The 19,417-nt window shown below is 68.9% G+C and carries 16 protein-coding genes; 7 read left to right on the top strand and 9 right to left on the bottom strand.

Features of this window, described 5'->3' with window-relative positions; translation table 11 throughout:
* The first annotated feature begins 194 nt into the window (after window positions 1-194).
* Window positions 195-1,343, top strand: a complete 1,149-nt coding sequence (locus tag NYF13_RS05945) for an N-acetylmuramoyl-L-alanine amidase (protein ID WP_315654676.1) — start codon at window positions 195-197, stop codon at window positions 1,341-1,343.
* 1,405 nt (window positions 1,344-2,748) lie between these two features.
* Here NYF13_RS05945 and NYF13_RS05940 read toward each other — a convergent pair.
* Window positions 2,749-3,393, bottom strand: a complete 645-nt coding sequence (locus NYF13_RS05940) for a GNAT family N-acetyltransferase (RefSeq protein WP_315654674.1) — start codon at window positions 3,391-3,393, stop codon at window positions 2,749-2,751.
* Between the two features lie 196 nt (window positions 3,394-3,589).
* Between NYF13_RS05940 and NYF13_RS05935 the strand changes: the two genes are divergently transcribed.
* Window positions 3,590-4,909 (top strand): PLP-dependent aminotransferase family protein, encoded by a 1,320-nt coding sequence (locus NYF13_RS05935; protein WP_315654673.1) that lies wholly within the window; start codon window positions 3,590-3,592, stop codon window positions 4,907-4,909.
* Between the two features lie 38 nt (window positions 4,910-4,947).
* Window positions 4,948-5,898 carry a D-alanine--D-alanine ligase gene (locus NYF13_RS05930; RefSeq protein ID WP_315654672.1) on the top strand — a complete coding sequence of 317 codons (951 nt, stop codon included), beginning with the start codon at window positions 4,948-4,950 and terminating at the stop codon, window positions 5,896-5,898.
* Between the two features lie 113 nt (window positions 5,899-6,011).
* Here the strand turns inward: NYF13_RS05930 and NYF13_RS05925 are convergent, their stop codons facing one another.
* From NYF13_RS05925 to rpmH, 8 genes are all read right to left on the bottom strand, one after another.
* Window positions 6,012-7,022, bottom strand: a complete 1,011-nt coding sequence (locus NYF13_RS05925) for a ParB/RepB/Spo0J family partition protein (RefSeq protein WP_315654671.1) — start codon at window positions 7,020-7,022, stop codon at window positions 6,012-6,014.
* Window positions 7,019-7,945: a ParA family protein gene (locus NYF13_RS05920; RefSeq protein ID WP_315654669.1), complete on the bottom strand. Its 927-nt coding sequence runs from the start codon at window positions 7,943-7,945 to the stop codon at window positions 7,019-7,021. Before NYF13_RS05920 ends, NYF13_RS05925 begins: the two co-directional genes overlap by 4 nt.
* A gap of 87 nt (window positions 7,946-8,032) precedes the next feature.
* A complete protein-coding gene (gene rsmG / locus NYF13_RS05915; RefSeq protein ID WP_315654667.1) occupies window positions 8,033-8,713 on the bottom strand; it encodes a 16S rRNA (guanine(527)-N(7))-methyltransferase RsmG in 681 nt (226 codons plus the stop codon).
* Window positions 8,714-8,998: 285 nt separating this feature from the next.
* Window positions 8,999-9,556: a R3H domain-containing nucleic acid-binding protein gene (locus NYF13_RS05910; protein ID WP_315654665.1), complete on the bottom strand. Its 558-nt coding sequence runs from the start codon at window positions 9,554-9,556 to the stop codon at window positions 8,999-9,001.
* Window positions 9,557-9,586: 30 nt separating this feature from the next.
* Window positions 9,587-10,732 carry a membrane protein insertase YidC gene (gene yidC, locus NYF13_RS05905; protein ID WP_315654663.1) on the bottom strand — a complete coding sequence of 382 codons (1,146 nt, stop codon included), beginning with the start codon at window positions 10,730-10,732 and terminating at the stop codon, window positions 9,587-9,589.
* 4 nt (window positions 10,733-10,736) lie between these two features.
* Window positions 10,737-11,066 carry a membrane protein insertion efficiency factor YidD gene (gene yidD, locus NYF13_RS05900; RefSeq protein WP_315654662.1) on the bottom strand — a complete coding sequence of 110 codons (330 nt, stop codon included), beginning with the start codon at window positions 11,064-11,066 and terminating at the stop codon, window positions 10,737-10,739.
* A 5-nt stretch (window positions 11,067-11,071) separates the two neighbouring features.
* A complete protein-coding gene (gene rnpA / locus NYF13_RS05895) occupies window positions 11,072-11,503 on the bottom strand; it encodes a ribonuclease P protein component (RefSeq protein WP_315654660.1) in 432 nt (143 codons plus the stop codon).
* 21 nt (window positions 11,504-11,524) lie between these two features.
* Entirely contained in the window at window positions 11,525-11,668 is a 144-nt protein-coding gene (rpmH, locus tag NYF13_RS05890) for a 50S ribosomal protein L34 (protein WP_091624469.1), read from the bottom strand.
* Window positions 11,669-12,263: 595 nt separating this feature from the next.
* Here rpmH and dnaA point away from each other — a divergent pair.
* The 4 genes from dnaA to recF all read left to right on the top strand — a co-directional run bounded on the left by dnaA (window position 12,264) and on the right by recF (window position 18,462).
* Entirely contained in the window at window positions 12,264-13,961 is a 1,698-nt protein-coding gene (gene dnaA / locus NYF13_RS05885) for a chromosomal replication initiator protein DnaA (RefSeq protein WP_315654655.1), read from the top strand.
* Between the two features lie 1,252 nt (window positions 13,962-15,213).
* Window positions 15,214-16,347, top strand: coding sequence for a DNA polymerase III subunit beta (gene dnaN / locus NYF13_RS05880; protein WP_315654653.1), 1,134 nt, complete (start codon window positions 15,214-15,216; stop codon window positions 16,345-16,347).
* A gap of 48 nt (window positions 16,348-16,395) precedes the next feature.
* A complete protein-coding gene (gnd, locus tag NYF13_RS05875; RefSeq protein ID WP_315654651.1) occupies window positions 16,396-17,286 on the top strand; it encodes a phosphogluconate dehydrogenase (NAD(+)-dependent, decarboxylating) in 891 nt (296 codons plus the stop codon).
* Window positions 17,287-17,307: 21 nt separating this feature from the next.
* Entirely contained in the window at window positions 17,308-18,462 is a 1,155-nt protein-coding gene (recF, locus tag NYF13_RS05870) for a DNA replication/repair protein RecF (protein WP_315654649.1), read from the top strand.
* Window positions 18,463-19,417 lie beyond the last annotated feature (955 nt).

Genomic DNA, 19,417 nt, shown 5'->3' with positions numbered 1-19,417 from the left:
TCCCGTTGCCATGATCACGCAGGTGCAGCGGCGTGTTGCGAAGCAGGCCAAACGTTCGGGGACCGGCCACACCCACCGGGCCTGCGCGCTCACCGAGAGTTCACAGGGCACAATGGGTGCCTGGGCCTACCACCCATCCAGGTTTCTGTTTCGCATCGAGCTGGTTTCGGTGCCCTAGGAAGAGCGAGGAGTGCATGCGGGTACTCCGCCGCGGTGACACCGGTCCGGACGTCGCCGAAATCAGGGCGATCTTCGCCGGGATGGACCTGCTGCCCCAGGTCACGGGGGCCGAGCAGTACGAGACCTTCGACGTGGCGGTCGAACAGGCGGTGCGGGCCTTCCAGCAGCGGCGCGGGCTGATCACCGACGGTGTGGTGGGCCCGGCGACGTACCAGGCGCTCAAGGGCGCCAGCTACCACCTCGGCAGCCGTCCGCTGGCGCACATGATCTCCTCGCCCGTGCAGGGTGACGACGTCTTCGCGCTGCAGGAGCGCCTCACCGAGCTGGGTTTCGACGCCGGTCGCCCGGACGGCCACTTCGGCTCGCAGACGGCCCGCGCGTTGATGACCTTCCAGCGCGACATGCGCCTGACCCCGGACGGGATCTGCGGCCCGGCCACCATCCGTGAGCTGCACCGCCTCTCGTCCCCCCGAGCCCGTGGCGGCCGCCCGGTCTTCCTGCGCGAGCAGGAGCAGGTCCGCCGCGCCGGTCCGCGCCTGCGCGGCAAGCGCATCGTGATCGACCCCGGCCACGGCGGCGAAGACCTCGGTGTGGTGGCCGGTGGTCTGCGCGAGGCCGACATCGCATGGGACCTCGCCCGCCGGCTCGAAGGCCGCATGCAGGCCACGGGCATGGAAGCCCTGATCTCCCGGGGCCCGAACCACAGCCCCACGGAGCTCGAACGAGCCCGCTTCGCCAACGACGCCGGCGCAGACCTGTTCCTGTCGCTGCACAGCGACGGAAACCCGTCCCCGCGCGCCCAGGGCGTGGCCAGCTTCCACTTCGGCACGGGCAACGGCACCACCTCGACCGTGGGCGAACTCCTGGCCGGCTTCATCCAGCGGGAGGTCGCGGCCCGCACCGGCCTCCGCGACTGCCGCACGCACTACAAGACGTGGGAGATCTTCACCCGCACCCGCTGCCCCGCGGTCCGCGTGGAGATCGGCTACCTCACCAACCCGGACGACGCCCGCAACCTGGGCGACCCCGCCTTCCGCGACATCGTCGCCGAAGGAATCCTGATCGCGGTCAAGCGCCTCTACCTCCTGGGCGAAGGCGACCAGCCCACGGGAACCTTCACCTTCGCCGACGTGCTGGCGCACGAACTCGCGAAGGCCGAGTAGCCGGAGTCTTCACGCGGGTTGGCTGGGGCTCTGAGGGCTTCAGCCAACCCCGGACTTCGGCTTCCGGGGTTCGTCCACTGCGGATTTCGACCGCTCACGAATACTTCCCGGCACTCCTGTACCTAGCGGCCTACCCCGCCAGTCCGAGCCCGACACGCGCCTCGCCGCTCGCTTCAACACCCCTGGCCTCCCGCGTCGAGTCTCGCTTCCAGCAACTCAACGCAAGCCCTACGCCGCCCTCCTCCAGCGCTGGCATCCCGCTTGGCCCGGACATACCCCCGTCACCGTCCACACCAGGGCCAGCGCCGATTTACCCACCCCCCATTACCTCGCCCCAACTCCTTACCGGACTCCGCCGCGCAACTCGCCGCCGCCCGTTTTCTCGCCGCGGCCACCCCACCCGCCACTACGCTGCCCGCACCACCAACACCGTCTCTGCCCACCGCAACTCGCCACCATCACCCAGCCCTTCAGTCACCCAACGTGACCACCGCCGTCAGCCCCATCAATCGCAGCCCACCCCACCCGCACGCGCCAAGCCCCACTCGACCACCACTCCACAAGATCAACCCCATCACCCCTCCTCACTCGCTGGACCCCACATTCACGCCAGCCCGACCGCCACCCCCCATCAGCACGACCCCCTCAAGCCCCACAAGTCACACCAGCCTCAGCAAAACCGGAGCCCCCGACCGTTTCGCCCGCCACCATCTCCGCCACAACCCCTTGCGCTCGCCGACATCTGGACCCACCACACCTTGGGGCAGCCCCCGCCCTCCCTGGGGGGCGTCCCCAGATCCAGTCTAGTCATCCACAGCTTTTCCACGGCCTCTATCTGCAATCTGTGGATAACTCGGCACTTCTTCCACAGTTGTGCACAGCACGCGAAATCGGATCTTTCCGACAGGAGCGAATGTGCTAGGGAGGAGATTGTCGGGGGGAGATATGCATGGTGGCAGCCAAGTTCGCGATGGCGGTGACGCCTCCTGCGCGCGGGCGACGGGGGTAGGCCGTAGGCGAGATGAAGTTGACCTAGGGACCGCCGGGCTGAGCTGGGAGGGGAGCCGAGGCACTCGACGAATGGAACGGGCGCGAAGAGGGACAGGGGGATCCGCGCGGTGACCCGAGGGCTAGCGCGGGCGGGCACAGAAAGTAATCGTCGGGTCTGAGCACGGGGGATTTATAGGTGGTGGGCGAAGCGGTCTCTGCAACGTCGAAATGCCCGCCACGGAGCCGTTCGGCACCGTCAACGAGTTGGAATTGCGCGGGCTCTTAGCTGTCCGGCGGGGACCGAAGTCGTTCTGTTCGGGCCAGCTCAGCCGGAAGCTGGGGGCTGGATTTGTCGATAAAAGACACCGCCCTGAGGTCAGGCATAGGACAGCTCATGCGGTTGCTCAATGGCTGGTCAGGCGCGCCCGAGGCTGGGCTCGGCCGTGGTGATCGTCACCTGGCCGAGCAGGCGCTCCAGGGCGGCCTCGACGTCTTCCTTCCAGCTGATCGCCGAGCGCAGCTCCAGGCGCAGTCGCGGCCACTTCGAGTGCGGGCGGACCGTCTTGAAGCCCACGCTCTGCAGGAACGCCGCCGGCAGCACGCACGTGTGCTGGCCCATCGGGTCGGCTTCATCCGGGTTCGCGTCGCCGAAGGCCTCGATGGCGCGGACGCCGCGCTTGGTCAGGTCCTTCGCCACGGCCTGGACCAGCATGCGTCCCAAGCCGCCGCCGCGGAACTCGGGGAGGACCTGGAAGGCGGTCAGCAGCACCGCGTCGGCGCTCGGCGGCGAAGTGGGGAAGGCAAGCGAGCGGGGAACGGCGTTCGGCGGCGCGTACAGCACGAAGCCGACCGGCAGCGTGTCGCTGTAAACGATGCGGCCGCAGGAGCCCCACTCCAGCAGCACGCTGGAGACCCAGGCCTCCTTCTCGACCTCGGTGGAGCCGAACTCCTCGGCCTGCGCCTTGAGGTGCGGCGCCATCTCCCAATACACGCACTGGCGGCAGCCCTTGGGCAGGTGCTCCAGGTTGTCCAGGGTGACGCCCACGACGCGACGCGACACCTGAAACCTCCTGAAAGCCTCACCCGACAACTCAGCACCGGCCTCTTCGCCCGCGCAAGCGCGAGCAGTACCGGAAGAGCCACCCCGAGGATAAGCCGATGTGACGAGCGCCGGAAGGGCGGGGACCACGAAGAGTCCACGGTTACACTCGATGGATCTACCAGCAGGTACCACCGAGCCCTTCAGGTTGCCGTCGATGACCGAGAACCGCCCCGCCAAGCCGCCAGCCGGCCGCCACAACCTCGACCCGCACCTCGACCGGTACGCCGCGCGCACCGCGGGGATGACCGCTTCGGAGATCCGGGCTCTCTTCGCGGTGGCGAGCCGGCCCGAGGTGGTCTCGCTGGCCGGCGGGATGCCGAACCTCGCCGCGCTCCCGCTGGAAACCCTGTCGTCGCAGGTCGGCGAGATCATCGCCGAAGAGGGGCTCGTCGCGCTCCAGTACGGCTCCGCGCACGGGCTGCCGATGCTGCGGGACCAGATCTGCGAAGTGATGGCGCTCGAGGGCATCAAAGCGCACCCGGACGACGTCGTCGTCACCGTCGGTTCCCAGATGGGCCTGGACATGGTGACGCGGCTGTTCTGCGACCCGGGCGACGTCGTGATCGCGGAAGGACCGTCGTACGTCGGTGCGCTCGGCTCGTTCGCGGCGTACCAGGCGAAGGTCGTGCACGTCGCCATGGACGACCAGGGACTCGTGCCCGACGGACTGCGCGAGGCGCTGCGGCAGGCCGAGGAGGCCGGGCAGCGCGTCAAATTCCTTTACACCATCCCGAATTTTCACAATCCCGCCGGCGTCACGCTCGCGGTGGAGCGGCGCGCGGAGATCGTGGAGATCTGCCGCGAGCACGGGGTGCTGATCGTCGAGGACAACCCCTACGGACTACTCGGCTTCGACGGCCAGACCTACCCGGCGCTGCGTTCGATCGACCCCGACAACGTCGTGTACCTCGGCTCGTTCTCCAAGACCTTCGCCTCCGGCCTGCGCGTCGGCTGGGTGCTCGCGCCTCACGCGGTGCGCGAGAAACTCGTACTGGCCGCGGAATCCGCGACGCTGTGCCCACCGACGTTCAACCAGATGATCGTCTCGCGCTACCTCGCGACGCACGACTGGAAGGGCCAGATCAAGACCTTCCGGGAGAACTACCGCGAGCGGCGCGACGCGATGCTGTCCGCGTTGAACCAGTACCTGCCCCCCGGCTGCTCCTGGAACACCCCCGACGGCGGCTTCTACGTGTGGATCACGGTGCCGGAAGGCGTTGACACCAAAGCGATGTTGCCCCGTGCCGTCACCGCGCGCGTGGCCTACGCCTCGGGCACCGGCTTCTACGCGGACGGCTTCGGCTCGCGTCAGATGCGGCTCTCCTACTGCTACCCGACGCCCGAGCGGATCCGCGAGGGCGTGCGGCGGCTGGCCGCGGTGCTGGAGTCCGAAATGGACCTCGGCCGCACTTTCGGTAGCGTGAAGGCGCGCACCATCCCGGGGTCAGAAACCCCGTCTCCGGACACGGTCTGACCGACCGCAGGTCCACCCTCAGCTAAGGAGTTCCCACGGTGGTCGACCGTACCGTTGCCGTGCTCGCCGGCGGGCTTTCCCACGAACGCGACGTCTCCCTCCGCTCCGGTCGCCGGCTTTCGGCCGCGTTGCGCAGCGAGGGGCTGGCGGTCGAGGAGTGGGACACCGACGCCGGTCTGCTGGAGCGGTTGCGCACGCAGCGGCCCGACGCCGTGGTCGTTGCGTTGCACGGCGGCGAGGGGGAGAACGGCTCGGTGCAGACCGTGCTGGAGATGCTCGACGTGCCGTTCGTCGGCACCAGCTCGCAGGGCTGTCGCCGCGCCTGGGACAAGCCCACGGCCAAGGCCTTCGTGCAGCAGGCCGGCTTCTCGACACCGGACTGGATCGTCCTGCCCCACAGCACCTTCCGCGAGCTCGGCGCGCAGTCGGTGCTCGACGCGATGGTGGAACGGCTCGGCCTGCCCCTGATCCTCAAGCCGGATCAGGGTGGCTCGGCGCTCGGCACCCAGGTGGTCCGCGAGGCGACGGAACTGCCCGCGGCCATGGTCGGCTGCTTCGCCTACGGGGACACCGTGCTCGCGGAACGGCTGGTGGACGGCGTTGAAGTAGCTGTGACGGTCATCGAAGGGGAGAACGGGGCCGAGGCTCTGCCCGCGGTCGAGATCGTGCCGGAGAGCGGTGTCTACGACTACACCGCGCGCTACACCGCCGGGCTGACGGACTTCTTCACTCCGGCGCGGATCTCCGACGAAGCCTCGAAGGCCGTCGGCGAGCTTGCGGTCGCCGCGCACCGGTGGCTCGGACTCCGGGACATCTCGCGCACGGACGCCGTCATCAAGTCCGACGGCACCGTGCAGTTCCTCGAAGTGAACTTGTCGCCCGGGCTCACCGAGACCTCGACCGTGCCGATGGCCGTGGAGGCCGCGGGGAAGTCGCTCGGGTCGGTGTTCGCCGAGCTCGTCACCCGCGCCGTCAACCGCGCCGGCTGATCGCCGCCCCTCTCGTTCCGATGACCAACGGCGGTTCGCCGTTGATCACCCAGGGTGCTTCCTGTCGCCCCGATGCGCAATCATCACCGTGACGAAACGCCCCTGGGTGATCCCTAGTCGGTTTTCTCGGTCTGATTCGCCGTTTTTCCGCCACCGTCGGTGTCGATCAGCGCGACGATGCGTTCGAGGTCGTCCACCGAGCCGAACTCGAGCACGATGCGCCCCTTGCGCCGACCGAGGTCGACCTTCACGCGGGTGTCGAAGCGGTCCGACAGCCGGTTCGCCAGCTCCTGCAATCCCGGTGCCTGAATCGGCTTACGGGGAGCGGGCTTCGGCTTGGCCGGCTTCTCGCTCTTCTTCAGCGTGACGGCTTCTTCGGTCGCACGGACCGACATGCCCTCCGCGATGATCCGCGCCGCCAGCTCTTCTTGGCTCTCCGGATCATCGAGGGACAACAGTGCCCGCGCGTGCCCGGCCGAAAGCACGCCTGCGGCGACGCGGCGCTGGACGGGGAGGGGCAGTTTGAGCAGCCGAATCGTGTTGGTGATGACAGGCCGGCTCCGGCCGATCCGGCCGGCCAGCTCCTCGTGCGTCACCGCGAACTCGTCCAGCAACTGCTGGTACGCGGCCGCCTCTTCGAGCGGGTTCAGCTGGACGCGGTGGATGTTCTCCAGCAGGGCGTCACGCAGCATGGACTCGTCGGCGGTCTGGCGGACGATCGCCGGGATCGCCTCCAGCTCGGCCTGCTGCGACGCGCGGAGTCGCCGCTCGCCCATGACGAGCTCGTACTCGTTTTCGCCCAGCTCGCGTACCACGATCGGCTGCATGAGACCGAACTCGCGAATGGAGTGCTCGAGCTCGCTCAGCGCTTCTTCGTCGAAGACCTGACGGGGCTGCTTCGGGTTCGGCTTGACCGAGCCCACCGGGATCTCCCGGTACACCGCACCGGCGACCTCACCACCGGCCGGTGTCACCGCCTCGTTCGCCGGGAACCAGCCCTTGTCCTCGCGCACCGTCTTCTCGGCCGGGGCGCTGCCTTCTCCGACGGAGGGAGCCGGGGTAGGCGGCCCGGTCGGGATCAGGGCCGCGAGCCCTCGCCCCAGCCCTCCTCTGCGCTCAGTCATGCGCTGTTGCTCCTTCCATCGCTCGCACCACGTTCCGCGATCTCCTTCGCCGCGTCGAGGTAGCTCATCGCTCCGCGCGAACCGGGGTCGTAGGAGAGCACGGTCTGGCCGTACCCGGGCGCCTCCGACACCTTCACGCTGCGGGGGATGACGGTCTTCAGCACAGTGTCGCCGAAGTGGTTCCGGACCTCGTTGGTCACCTGGTCGGCCAGCTTGGTGCGGCCGTCGTACATGGTGAGCAGGATCGTGGACACCCGGAGTTCGCGGTTGAGGTGCTGCTGCACGAGCTCGATGTTGCTCAGCAGCTGCCCCAGCCCCTCCAGCGCGTAGTACTCGCACTGGATCGGGATGAGCACCTCCTGGGCGGCGACCATCGCATTGACGGTGAGGAGCCCGAGCGACGGCGGGCAGTCGATGAAGACGTAGTCGACGCCGATCTGATCGAGCACCTCGTCCGACAGGGCTTCTTTCAGCCGCGTCTCCCGGCTGGCCATGGAGACGAGTTCGATCTCGGCGCCGGCCAGGTCGATGGTCGCGGGGACGCAGAAGAGATTGGGCGACTGCTCGCTGCTCGCTGCCGCCTCCGCGAGCGACACCTCGCCGATGAGTACCTCGTAGATCGACGGTGTCCCGGAGCGGTGCTCGATGTCGAGCGCGGTGCTGGCGTTGCCCTGAGGATCAAGGTCGATCACCAGGGTCTTGAGTCCGTGCACGGCGAGCGCGGCAGCCAGGTTCACCGTGCTCGTGGTCTTGCCGACGCCGCCCTTCTGATTGGCGACGGTGAGCACGCGTCGCCGGTTGGGCCGGGGGAGCGCGCCCTCCTTCGGGTGGAGAACGCTGGCGGCTCGGACAGCTTCTTCAGCAATCGGCGTCCAGCCCAACTCGTGGCCGGTGTTCGCAGGGTCGGACGGTGGGGGATTCACCGGTCTCGACACCTCCTCTGGGTAGACGATTCGGTGGCGTTCGAACCGCGTTGTTTCACGTGGAACGCCGTGGCTGGTTCTCGTGCACTAGCTCCGCTTGCCCCGGAACCTAGGCGGTTTCGAAGGCAGGCGGCGGATCATCACGACCGTGCTGGGAACCTCGAGCACCGCCTTGCCGCACTCGGCGAGCTCCGGATCGGCCCCGCCCGCCCTTCGCACGGCATCGCGGTCCCGACTGATCTCTTCTCCCGCGCTGGCCCCTTTGAGCGCAACCAGACGGCCTTCTGGGCGAACCAGCGGAAGACACCAGCCCGCAAGGCGAGCCAGAGGAGCGACAGCGCGAGCGGTGACGACATCAGCGCCACCAAGCTGCTCGCGTACGGACCGCTCCTCCGCCCGTCCACGGACGATGGTGATCGGGAGTTCCAGCTTCTCGGCGACCTCAGCCAGCCAGTCAATCCGGCGGGCCATCGGTTCCAGGAGAACGATAGCGAGGTCCGGTCGGGCGATGGCCAGCGGCACACCCGGAAGTCCGGCGCCCGATCCGACATCGACCACGCTGGCGCCCTGGGGGATCTGCTCACCGATGACGGCGGAGTTCAGCACGTGCCGATCCCACAACCGCTCCACCTCGCGCGGGCCGATCAGCCCCCGCTCGACCCCATGGGTTGCCAGTAGCTCGACGTAGCTGGCGGCTCGTTCGACGCGATCTCCAAACACTGCTGCCGCCGCGGTCCGCACCGTCCCGGTGGCGCCGTCCAAGCTCACTACACCCACTCCTCGGTCCGCGCGTTTCACGTGAAACGCGCTTGTTTGATTGTCCCCGATGCCGAGCGCAAATCGTGCCGACAGACCGCAACTGTGGACAACTCCACTCCTGGGTCCGACCTTGTGGGTAACCCAGACTCGAAGTTTCACGTGAAACGCCACGCGTGTAATTCACTCCGACGCCGAGGCGGGGGAGCGCCGCATCAGGTGCAGAACACGAAGCGGCCCGCCGGACGAGTGTCCAGCGGGCCGCTTCGGCTCAGTGCTCAGTCAAACAGGAGAACCTCAGTCCTCCGGGAAGATCACCACGCGCCGCTTCGGGTCCTCGCCCTCGCTCTCGCTCGTGACGCCCTTGACGGTCGCGACCGCGTCGTGCACCACCTTGCGCTCGAACGGACTCATCGGCTGCAGGCGCACACGCTCGCCATTGGCGAGCACCGACTCGGCCGTCGAGCGGCCGAGTTCGCGAAGCTCTTCACGGCGGTCTGCGCGCCAGCCCGCGATGTCCAGCATGAGGCGGCTGCGCGAGCCGGTCTCCTGCTGGACCGCCAAGCGGGTCAGCTCCTGCAGCGACTCGAGCACCGTGCCGCGCGGACCGACCAGCTTCTCCAGATCCTCACCGCCGTCGATGCTCACGATGGCGCGACCGGCCTCGACGTCGAGGTCGATGTCCCCGTCGTAGTCGAGCAGGTCCAGCAAGCGCTCCAGGTAGTCGCCGGCGATGTCACCCTCCTGCACGAGGGTGTCGTCGGCACCTCCCTGCTTCTCCGCGGGAGCGGCAGCGGTCTCGGCCACGCCCGCGTCGTCCTGATCGGCTTCGATCGTGTCGACCGTCTCCGACATCATTCGTCTCCTCTCCGAACCGGATCGACGTCAGCGACGCTTCCGGCCCGACTTCCTGTTCGAGTCCTTGAGGAGCCCCGGCATCCCGGTGCCGTTCTCCTTCGATCCGTTCTGGGCCGGCTGCTTCGCCGGCTCGGACGGAGTGGTCTGGGTTTCCGGCGTGACCGCCGGCTTGCTCTCGACACCGGCCGCGGTGGCCGTCTGCGCGAAACCGTGGGCCGAGCCCGCCTTGGTCACCTTCCGCTGCTGTCCGTTGCCGGACGGCTGATTGCGCTTCTGCTGGACCGGCTTCTGACCGACCTTCGGCGCGGCCGGCCTCTGGCCCGGCTTCGGCCCGAGCGACGCGCGCTTCTCCGCGGCCTCTTCCTTGCGCGCCTTCTCTTCCTTGTCGATCTTCGTGTAGACGAGGCGCTGCTGCATCAGGGTCCAGCCGTTGTTCGCCAGCCAGTAGAAGAGCAGGCCGAGCGGGAACAGCGCACCGAACACGAGCACACCGAGCGGGAAGACGTACATGGTCAGCTTGTTCATGATCGCGGTCTGCGAGGTGGCCGACGCGGCGTTCTGCCGGGCCACCGAGTGGCGCGCGGTGAGGTGCGTGGCGATGGCCGCGACGATCATCAGGGGCAGCGCGACCGGCAGCACGTTCCAGTGCCAGCCGCTGCCGCCGGCGCCGCCGCTCACGACGCCGACGCCGTTGTTCACGGCCTCGCCGAGGTTGACCCCGAACAGCTTCGCGCTGACGTAGGAGTTGACGTCGGTCTGGCTGAAGAAGTAGTTCTCCGTCTTGGCGCCGCCACCGGCGGGCTGGATGGTGAACGCGCGGAGCACGTGGTTCAGGCCGATGAACACCGGGATCTGGAGAAGCATCGGAAGACAGCTGCCGAGCGGGTTGACGCCGTGCTCGCGCTGGAGCTTCTGCATCTCCTGCGCCTGGCGCTGCCGGTCGTTCGCGTACTTCTTCTGGACCTTCTTCATCTCCGGCGCGAAGTCCTGCATCTTCTTCATCGACCGGACCTGGTTCACGAACGGCTTGAACATGATGCCGCGGACGGTGAACGTCAGGAAGATGATGCCGAGGATCCAGGAGATGGCCGAGGCGTCGCCGAACGCGAAACCGAAGACCTTGTGCCAACACCACAGGATGAAGGACACGGGGTAGTAGATGAAATCGAGCACTGAGCTACTCCTCGATCGGTGTTTCAGGCATGCGGTGTCGCCACGAGAACTTCTCGGGGACCGGGTCGCGGCCGGGTGGCGTCCACGGGCCGCAGCGGAGGAGCCGGCGCAGCGCGAGGTAGGAGCCCCGGCCGGCCCCGTGCCGGGTCAGGGCTTCGACTGCGTACGCGCTGCAGCTCGGGTAGAAGCGGCAGGCCGGCGGCAGGAAGGGCGAGATCGCCTTGCGGTAGAACTTGACGGGGAGCAGCAGCACCCAGGCGGCCGGGCCGGGGCGGGCCGTCGGGGCGGGTACCTCGGGAGCCTCGCCGGCGCTGTGCTCGGGGGTGGCTTGCATAAGCGTTACACCGCTGATCCGTGGTCTGGGGCCGGGTCCTGCTGACGCGGCTGCCGGGGAGCATCGTCCCCGGACGGACGACGGTGCGGCGCGAGACCGAGTCGTCGCAACGCCGCGTCGAGATCGGCGCCGAGCTCCGCACTGGAAGCGGACGCCGCCGGAGGTAGTGCCCGTACCACCAACGAGCTGCCGGGCGGCAGTGTTCCGAGCCGGGCGGAAACGAGATGCCGAAGCCGCCGGGAGACCCGGTGGCGGACCACCGAATTCCCGACGGCCTTGCTCACCACAAAACCCGCCCTGGCCGCATCGGGTGCGGCCACGGACGGGTCCGTGGTCAACGCGTGGACGACGAGACGCCGCCGACCGGCCCGCGCCCCCCGGCGGAGGACGACCCGGAAGTCCTCACTCCGCCGCAGACGTGCGGCAACGGGCAGCACGGCGTGCCTCGACGAGCCGGATCAAGCGGACAGCGCGCCGCGGCCCTTGCGACGGCGGGCCGCCAGGATGGACCGGCCCGCACGGGTCCGCATGCGGAGGCGGAAACCGTGGACCCGGGCGCGTCGTCGGTTGTTCGGCTGGAAGGTGCGCTTACCCTTGCTCACTGCTTCTCCTGTGTGTCGGCCGTCGGGCGACGGCTTTTCGGCCGTCTCTACCGGCATGTCGTGCGGTCGCACGGCAGTCTCTGGTGTCTCCTACCAACGTGTGGCCTCGTCACGACGAGCGACGACATACCTGGGCACGCGAAACGAGCCCGCCGCTTACGGGAGACCTTACGAGGGTACGCACCCCGGTCGGGAGCCGTGAAGGCACCCCTCTACCACGCACCGCGACCGGACCCCGATCCCCGGCCCACGGACCGCCCGGGCATCGAATGGCCCCGCGCCGGACCGCGTGAAATGCTTGCGCGCGACGACGTCTTGTGGCCGCGCACCGGGCTTGTTAGCGTGCCTCTTTCGGGTCACCGGACGAGGTGGCGGCGGGATCGCGGCCCAGGTGTGGAGGCACTCGGGGCGGACGTCGAACCCGCACGTGGCGTGGCTACGGGCCGCCGTACATTAGTGCACAGCTGTGGACAACTATGTGGATATTCGCTGTGCCCGTGCGCAGGTCGGTCCAAAATGACGTCCGAGGGAGAGTTCCGGGCGTGTTTGGGGTGATTTCGCCGTTCACGCCGCCGAGGGGAGGGGAGCCAGACAGGTGTCCGAGCACCAGCACAATCTGGGTGTCATCTGGGAGCAGGTGGTGCGGGAGCTGTCCAACGGCACCCTGTCGCCGCAGCAACGGGCCTGGATGCGCGTCACCCGGCCCATCGGCCTGCTCGACGGCACCGCCCTGCTCGCCGCCCCCAGCGACTTCGCCAAGGAAGCGATCGAGCGCGGCCTGCGCGGCGCGATCACCGACGCGCTGTCCCGCCGCCTCGGCCGCACCGTCTCGCTCGCGGTGAAGGTCGACAGCACCGAGGCCGTCGCGCCGTCGCCCACGCCCCGGTACGCGCCGTCACCCGCGCGGGTGGAAAACGGACGGCCCGAAACCGGCAACGGCCACCTCGACGGCAGCCACCTGGGCAACAACCACCTCGGCGGCGTCCACCTCGACAACGGCCGGCCCGAAAACCGCGCCGAGCCGCCGCGCCCGTCCTTCGGTGAAAACGGCCTGATGCCCTCGGGCGCACCGCCCCGGCCGGGCCCGCCGCCCAGGTCCGGCGGCCAGCCGATGTCCGCCGAGGATTTCGAAGACACCGAAGAAGAAGTGGACGAAGAGGGCGACGCCCTTGCCGCCGTGCACGAGATCTGGCCGTCCTTCTCCGGACAGCCGACCGCCGGGCAGCCCTACACCGCGCCCGCGCAGCCGCAGACGTCGAAGACCAAGCTGAACGAGAAGTACACCTTCGATACCTTCGTCATCGGCGCATCCAACCGCTTCGCCCACGCCGCCGCGTTCGCGGTCGCCGAAGCACCGGCCCGCGCGTACAACCCGCTGTTCATCTGGGGTGAGTCCGGGCTCGGCAAGACGCACCTGCTGCACGCCGTCGGGCACTACGCGCAGCGGCTGTTCCCCGGCATGCGCGTGCGGTACGTGTCGACCGAAGAGTTCACGAACGACTTCATCAACTCCCTGCGAGACGACCGCAAGGTCGCCTTCCAGCGCCGCTACCGCGACATCGACATCCTGCTCGTGGACGACATCCAGTTCCTGGAGGGCAAGGAAGGAACCCAGGAGGAGTTCTTCCACACCTTCAACACGCTGCACAACGCCAACAAGCAGATCGTCGTCTCCTCCGACCGCCCGCCCAAGCGCCTCGAGACGCTGGAGGACCGGCTGCGGACGCGGTTCGAATGGGGTCTCATCACCGACATCCAGCCGCCGGAGCTCGAGACCCGCATCGCCATCCTGCGCAAGAAGGCCGCGCAGGACCGCCTCGCGGTGCCGGGCGAGGTGCTGGAGTTCATCGCGTCGCGGGTCGAGGCCAACATCCGCGAGCTGGAGGGCGCGCTCATCCGCGTCACGGCCTTCGCCTCGCTGAACCAGCAGGCGGTCGACATCGGCCTGGCCGAGATCGTGCTGCGCGACCTGATCCCCGACTCCCACGCTCCGGAGATCACGGCGCCGACCATCATGGGCGTGACGGCGGAGTTCTTCGACGTCACGCTCGACGACCTCTGCGGCCCGGGCAAGACCAAGGCGCTCGCCACCGCCCGCCAGATCTCGATGTACCTCTGCCGCGAGCTGACCGACATGTCGCTGCCGAAGATCGGCCAGACCTTCGGCGGCCGCGACCACACCACCGTGATGCACGCGGACAAGAAGATCCGCAAGGAGATGGCCGAGCGCCGGCGCATCTACGACCAGGTGCAGGAGCTGACCTCGCGCATCAAGCAGCGCGCCCGCCAGTAGTCCGGGCCGCTCATCGTCCGGCCGCCCGTACTCCGGGCCGCCAATCGTCCGCGCTCTGCGTCAGACGGCTTGTCGTCCGCGCTCCGTTAGCCCGCTCGCACGGCTAGCGGCACCGAATCACTACACCGAGGCACCACGACAGACTCGCCGAGACGGACTCCCGCACCCGCATCACCGCGGCAGCGTCGCCCAGCTGCGTGTAAGCGTCCACAGCCCACTGAGGCTGGGCGTTTCGCGCGCGGCACTGCTTGTTCTTCGGCTTCAGTGTCACCGAGGTTGCAGTGTCACCGAGGTTGCAGTGTCACCGGGCCTCACTGCTTCCCGGCCTCTCTGCTTCCAGACCCGCACTGCTTTCAGGCCATCGTCGTCTTGCGTGGCTTCGGTTCAGTGCCGTCTCGCTAGGGCGCTTCCCCAGCCACGCAACGCTCCGCCGCGTACGTCGGTCTCACATGGACGACACCGTCCGAAGCAGCGAAGCAAAGCGCCGTGCTCTTGGCCGTGTACACCCGCGTACGCAGCAATCACCAAACCCATTGATACACAAAGACTTTTCCCCACCCTGTGTGCAGTTTGCCCACACCCTCAACACATCCACAGCCTGCGACGACGTCGAATCCGTACACACCCCACCCACACGGAATCCACAGTCTTTCCACAGGGTTGTCCACGGGGATTCCACAGGTTGCCCACACATGATCCACATGCGTCGCCCGTCACTCGCCAGGGCGAACCGGACGGCTTCGGAGACCCACAGAGCCTGGGTACAACTGGGCGCACAGCTGGGGATAACCATGGGGACAACTAGGGCCGATTGTGGACAGATCGGCCATCCCCAGAAACCATCCACGGCCGGCCCGAGCTGTCCACGGATCCACCACCAGGGCTCTCCACACCCCGGCGCGCGACGCGACCTGCGCGAACGAGCTCCATCCACACAATCCACAGCCCCTATTACTGTCACTGCCCTTAGATCTTTTTAAGAAGAGAACAGAACAAAAACAGGCGATGGACGAAGTTGGGGACAACCGGCGAATGCTGTCGTCTTGTCGACAAACTCAAGGGGAGGCCGAGGTGACGGCACCCCCGGCGACGGCCTAACGTGGATGTCTGCACCTGGTCCGAACTCCGCGCCGTCCCCGGCACGGGATCCGGACCAGCCCGGTGGGGACCCGGTCTGCGCGGTTGTTCATGGGCCGGTACCCCGTCGACCCCTTCACGAGCCGAGGGGCTCGGCTGTCGAAAGGATGCGCGCATGAAGATCCGCGTCGAGCGCGACGGGCTCGCCGACGCCGTCGCCTGGGTGGCCAGAAGCCTCCCGTCCCGGCCTCCGGTGCCGGTTCTGGGCGGGGTGCTGCTCGACGCCGGCGCGGACGGGGAGAGCGACGCGCTCACGGTGTCCGGCTTCGACTACGAGGTCTCCGCCACGGTGGGCGTCCCGGCGACGATCGCCGACGGCGGCCGGCTGCTGGTGTCCGGCCGGCTGCTGGCCGACATCACCAAGGCGCTGCCCGCGCAGCCGGTGGAGATCTCCGTCGACGGCTCCCGGGCCACCATCACCTGCGGCAGTGCCCGGTTCAGCCTCCCCACCATGCCGGTCGAGGACTACCCGCAGCTGCCGTCCCAGCCCGCGTTCGCCGGTGAGCTGACCGGCGACGTCTTCGGCCAGGCGGTGACGCAGGTCGTCACCGCGGCGGGCAAGGACGACACGCTCCCGATGCTGACCGGCATGCGGCTGGAGATCTCCGGCAGCACGCTGACCCTGGTCGCCACCGACCGCTTCCGCCTGGCCATGCGCGAGTTCACCTGGAAGCCCACCGAGGGCCTGCCCGACGCCGCGGTGCTCGTCCCGGCGCGCACGCTGGCCGAGGCCGCGAAGACGCTCGGCGGGGCCGGCAGCACGGTCAAGCTCGCACTGGCCAGCGGCGAGGGACTGCTCGGCCTGTCCGGCAACGGCCGGTACACGACCACCCGCCTGCTCGACGCCGAGTTCCCGCCGTACCGGCAGCTGCTGCCGGCCAGCCACACCTCGCGCGCGGTCATCGACGTTTCGGCGCTGGCCGAGTCGATCAAGCGGGTGTCGCTGGTCGCCGAGCGCGGCACGCAGGTGCGGCTCGAATTCGCCGACGGCTCGCTGCGGCTGTCCGCCGGCGGCGACGACGAGGGCAGTGCCGAAGAGGAGCTGCAGGTCGACTACGAGGGCGAGCCGGTGACCATCGCGTTCAACCCGGGCTACCTCGTCGACGGCCTCGGCGCGCTGCACAGCGACCGCGCCGAGCTGACCTTCACCACCCCGAACCGGCCGGCGCTGATCAAGCCCGCCGACGCCGAGGGCAACGTCGTCCCCGGCTACCTGTACCTGCTGATGCCGGTCCGGCTGCCCGGCTGACGCAAGCCGTTCACACCGCGGATTTTCGTTACTACCTAAGGGGATCTCATGGTTCAGCTCGGTCTCGTCGGCCTGGGCAAGATGGGCTTCAACATGCGCGAGCGGCTGCGCGCCGCCGGGCACGAGGTGGTCGGCTACGACCGCAACCCCGACGTCAGCGACTCCGATTCGCTGACCGATCTGGTGTCCAAACTGGACGGTCCGCGGATCGTCTGGATCATGGTCCCGGCGGGCGACGCGACCCGGCAGACCATCGTCGAGCTCGGCTCGCTGCTGTCCGAAGGCGACATGGTGATCGACGGCGGCAACTCGAAGTTCACCGACGACAAGCTGAACGCCGACCTGCTCGCGGCCAAGAACATCGGCTACCTCGACTGCGGTGTCTCCGGTGGGGTCTGGGGCAAGGACAACGGTTACGGCCTGATGGTCGGCGGCGCGGCGGCCGAGGTCACCCGCGCGATGCCGATCTTCGACGCGCTCCGTCCCGAGGGCCCGCGCGAAGAGGGCTTCTCGCACGCCGGCTCGGTCGGTGCGGGCCACTACGCGAAGATGATCCACAACGGCATCGAGTACGGCATCATGCAGGCCTACGCCGAGGGCTTCGAGCTGCTCGAAGCCTCGAAGGTCGTCGACGACGTGCCGGCCGTGATCAAGGGCTGGCAGCGCGGCACCGTGGTCCGCTCCTGGCTGCTCGACCTGCTGGTCCGCGCGCTGGACGAGGACCCGGACCTGGACGACCTCGAAGGGTACGTCGAGGACTCCGGTGAGGGCCGGTGGACGCTGGAGGAGGCGGTGAACCACGCGGTGCCGGCGCCGGTGCTCTCCGCCGCGCTGTTCGCCCGGTTCTCCTCGCGGCAGAAGGACTCCGCGGCGATGCGCGCCGTCGCCGCGCTGCGCAACCAGTTCGGCGGCCACGCGGTGAAGAAGGCCGGGAGCTAGCTCCCGGCCCGGTCCCCGCCCGTGTATCTGCGACACCTCCAGGTCACCGACTTCCGGTCCTGGCCGCAGGCCGACCTCGCCCTCGAACCGGGGCCGGTCGTGCTCGTCGGCCAGAACGGCCGGGGGAAGACGAACCTGCTCGAGGCGATCGGCTACGTCGCGACCCTCGGCTCGCACCGGGTCGCGACGGACGCGCCGCTCGTGCGGCAGGGCTGTGAACGCGCGCTCGTCCGGGTCGCCGTGGTCAACGAAGACCGCGAGCTGACGGTCGAGCTCGAGATCACGCCGGGCCGGGCCAATCGCGCGCGCGTCAACCGCGGCGCGGTCGGCAAGCCGCGCGATGTGCTCGGCATCCTGCGCACCGTGCTGTTCTCCCCGGAGGACCTGGCGCTCGTGCGCGGCGACCCGGGCGAGCGGCGGCGGTTCATGGACGAGCTGCTGGTGCTGCGCGCGCCGCGTTACGCCGGCGTCCGGGCTGACTACGAGAAGGTGCTGAAGCAGCGCAACGCCCTGCTCAAGACCGCCGGTAAGCGCCGGACCGGTCGAGAGGACCCGTACGCGCTGTCGACGCTCGACGTGTGGGACGACCACCTCTCGGTGGCTGGGGCTGCGCTGCTCGCTGCACGGCTCAACCTCATCGCCGACCTCGGGCCGTACGCGACTGAGGCGTACATGGGCGTCGCTCCGGACTCGCGGCCCGCGAAGATCGCGTACAGGTCTTCGCTCGGCGAAGCGCTGCCATCGTCGTACGGCGTGGCTGGTGGTGAGCGGGCCGACGCGGAGGTGTTGCGGGAGCTGCTGCTCAAGGCCCTGGCCGAGGTGCGTCGCAACGAGCTGGAGCGCGGGATCAGCCTGGTCGGACCGCACCGTGACGAGCTGGACCTGATCCTCGGCGACATGCCGGCGAAGGGGTACGCGAGCCACGGCGAGTCCTGGTCGTTCGCGCTGGCCCTGCGGCTCGGGAGTTACGAGCTCCTGCGTGGCGAAGCCGGCGAACCGGTGCTTCTGCTGGATGATGTGTTCGCGGAGCTGGACCGCAAGCGCCGCGCCCGGCTCGCGGAGGTCGCCGCGGGGGCCGAACAGGTGCTCATCACGGCGGCGGTCGACGAGGACGTGCCCGCCGAGCTGGCCGGATGCCGGTTCGTCGTGGCGGATGGCGAGGTCACCCGTGCCTGAGGAATCACCGGCAGGATCGGACTGGCCACGCGGAGTGACTGCGGCCCCAGCGGTTACCCACCAATCTGGGGACAAACCTGTGGACAGTGTGGATAAACCCGTGAAGGGGTTATCGCCGCGCGTGACCAACCGGCCAGATGGGGGTCCTGAAATCCCCCATGTGGGTCATCCCCCACGCGGGGAGGCCGTTTCGGACACCCAGCGTGACAACGTGGCTGGGCCGATCGGGCCGGGCGCCGATTCGGTCCGGCGGGGGGCGGGGGAACGGTCCACAGGTGCCGGGGACGGGACGGCTGGAGGACGGGGTGAGGCCCAGACCTCAGCGGCCCGGACTTCAGCGGCCCAGACTTCAGATGGCCAGAACTCGGCGCCTCGGACTTCCGCGCCTCGGACTTCCGCTCTTCGGGCCGCACCGGGTGGGACCGGAGCACGCGGGTTAGTCGGGGGCCGGGCTTCGGCCGGTGGGTCGGCTGCACGGACCTCGGTGGGTGGTGTCTCAGCAGACGGTGCCTCCTCGGGCCGTGTCTCCTCAGGCGGTGCGTCGGCGGGGGTTGCTTCAGCGGGCTGGGTCCCAGCGCGTGGTGTTTCGGCGAAGGGTGCCTCGCCGGGCGGTGGGTCGTCAGGCGGTGCGGCTTCGGGTGCTTCGGCGGACGAGGCTCTGGACGGTCTGTTCGCGCTCGATCCGCCGGGGAACGGTGAGCGGCCTGCGGGCGGCCGGACGTCCTCGGGCGAGGGTCCGGTGCTGCCGGCCGGTGCCGCCGCGTGGCCGCGTTCGATCGGCCGGGCGCCGGAGGGGCAGTCTTCGGGTGGTCGGCGGCAGAACGGCCGGGCCGAGCGCGGTCAGGCCCGGGACCGCCGGGCTTCCGGTACGCGGTCGTGGTCGAACGGCCAGGCCGCCGACCGGAGCGCCACCGGTCGCGGTGCGGCCGGACCAACCGCCACCGGTCAGGATGCG

The organism is Amycolatopsis sp. PS_44_ISF1 (genome assembly GCF_032335455.1).
GTDB lineage: Bacteria > Actinomycetota > Actinomycetes > Mycobacteriales > Pseudonocardiaceae > Amycolatopsis.
The sequence above is the reverse complement of the archived record's forward strand: the minus strand, read 5'-3'. Positions and strand labels throughout refer to the sequence as shown.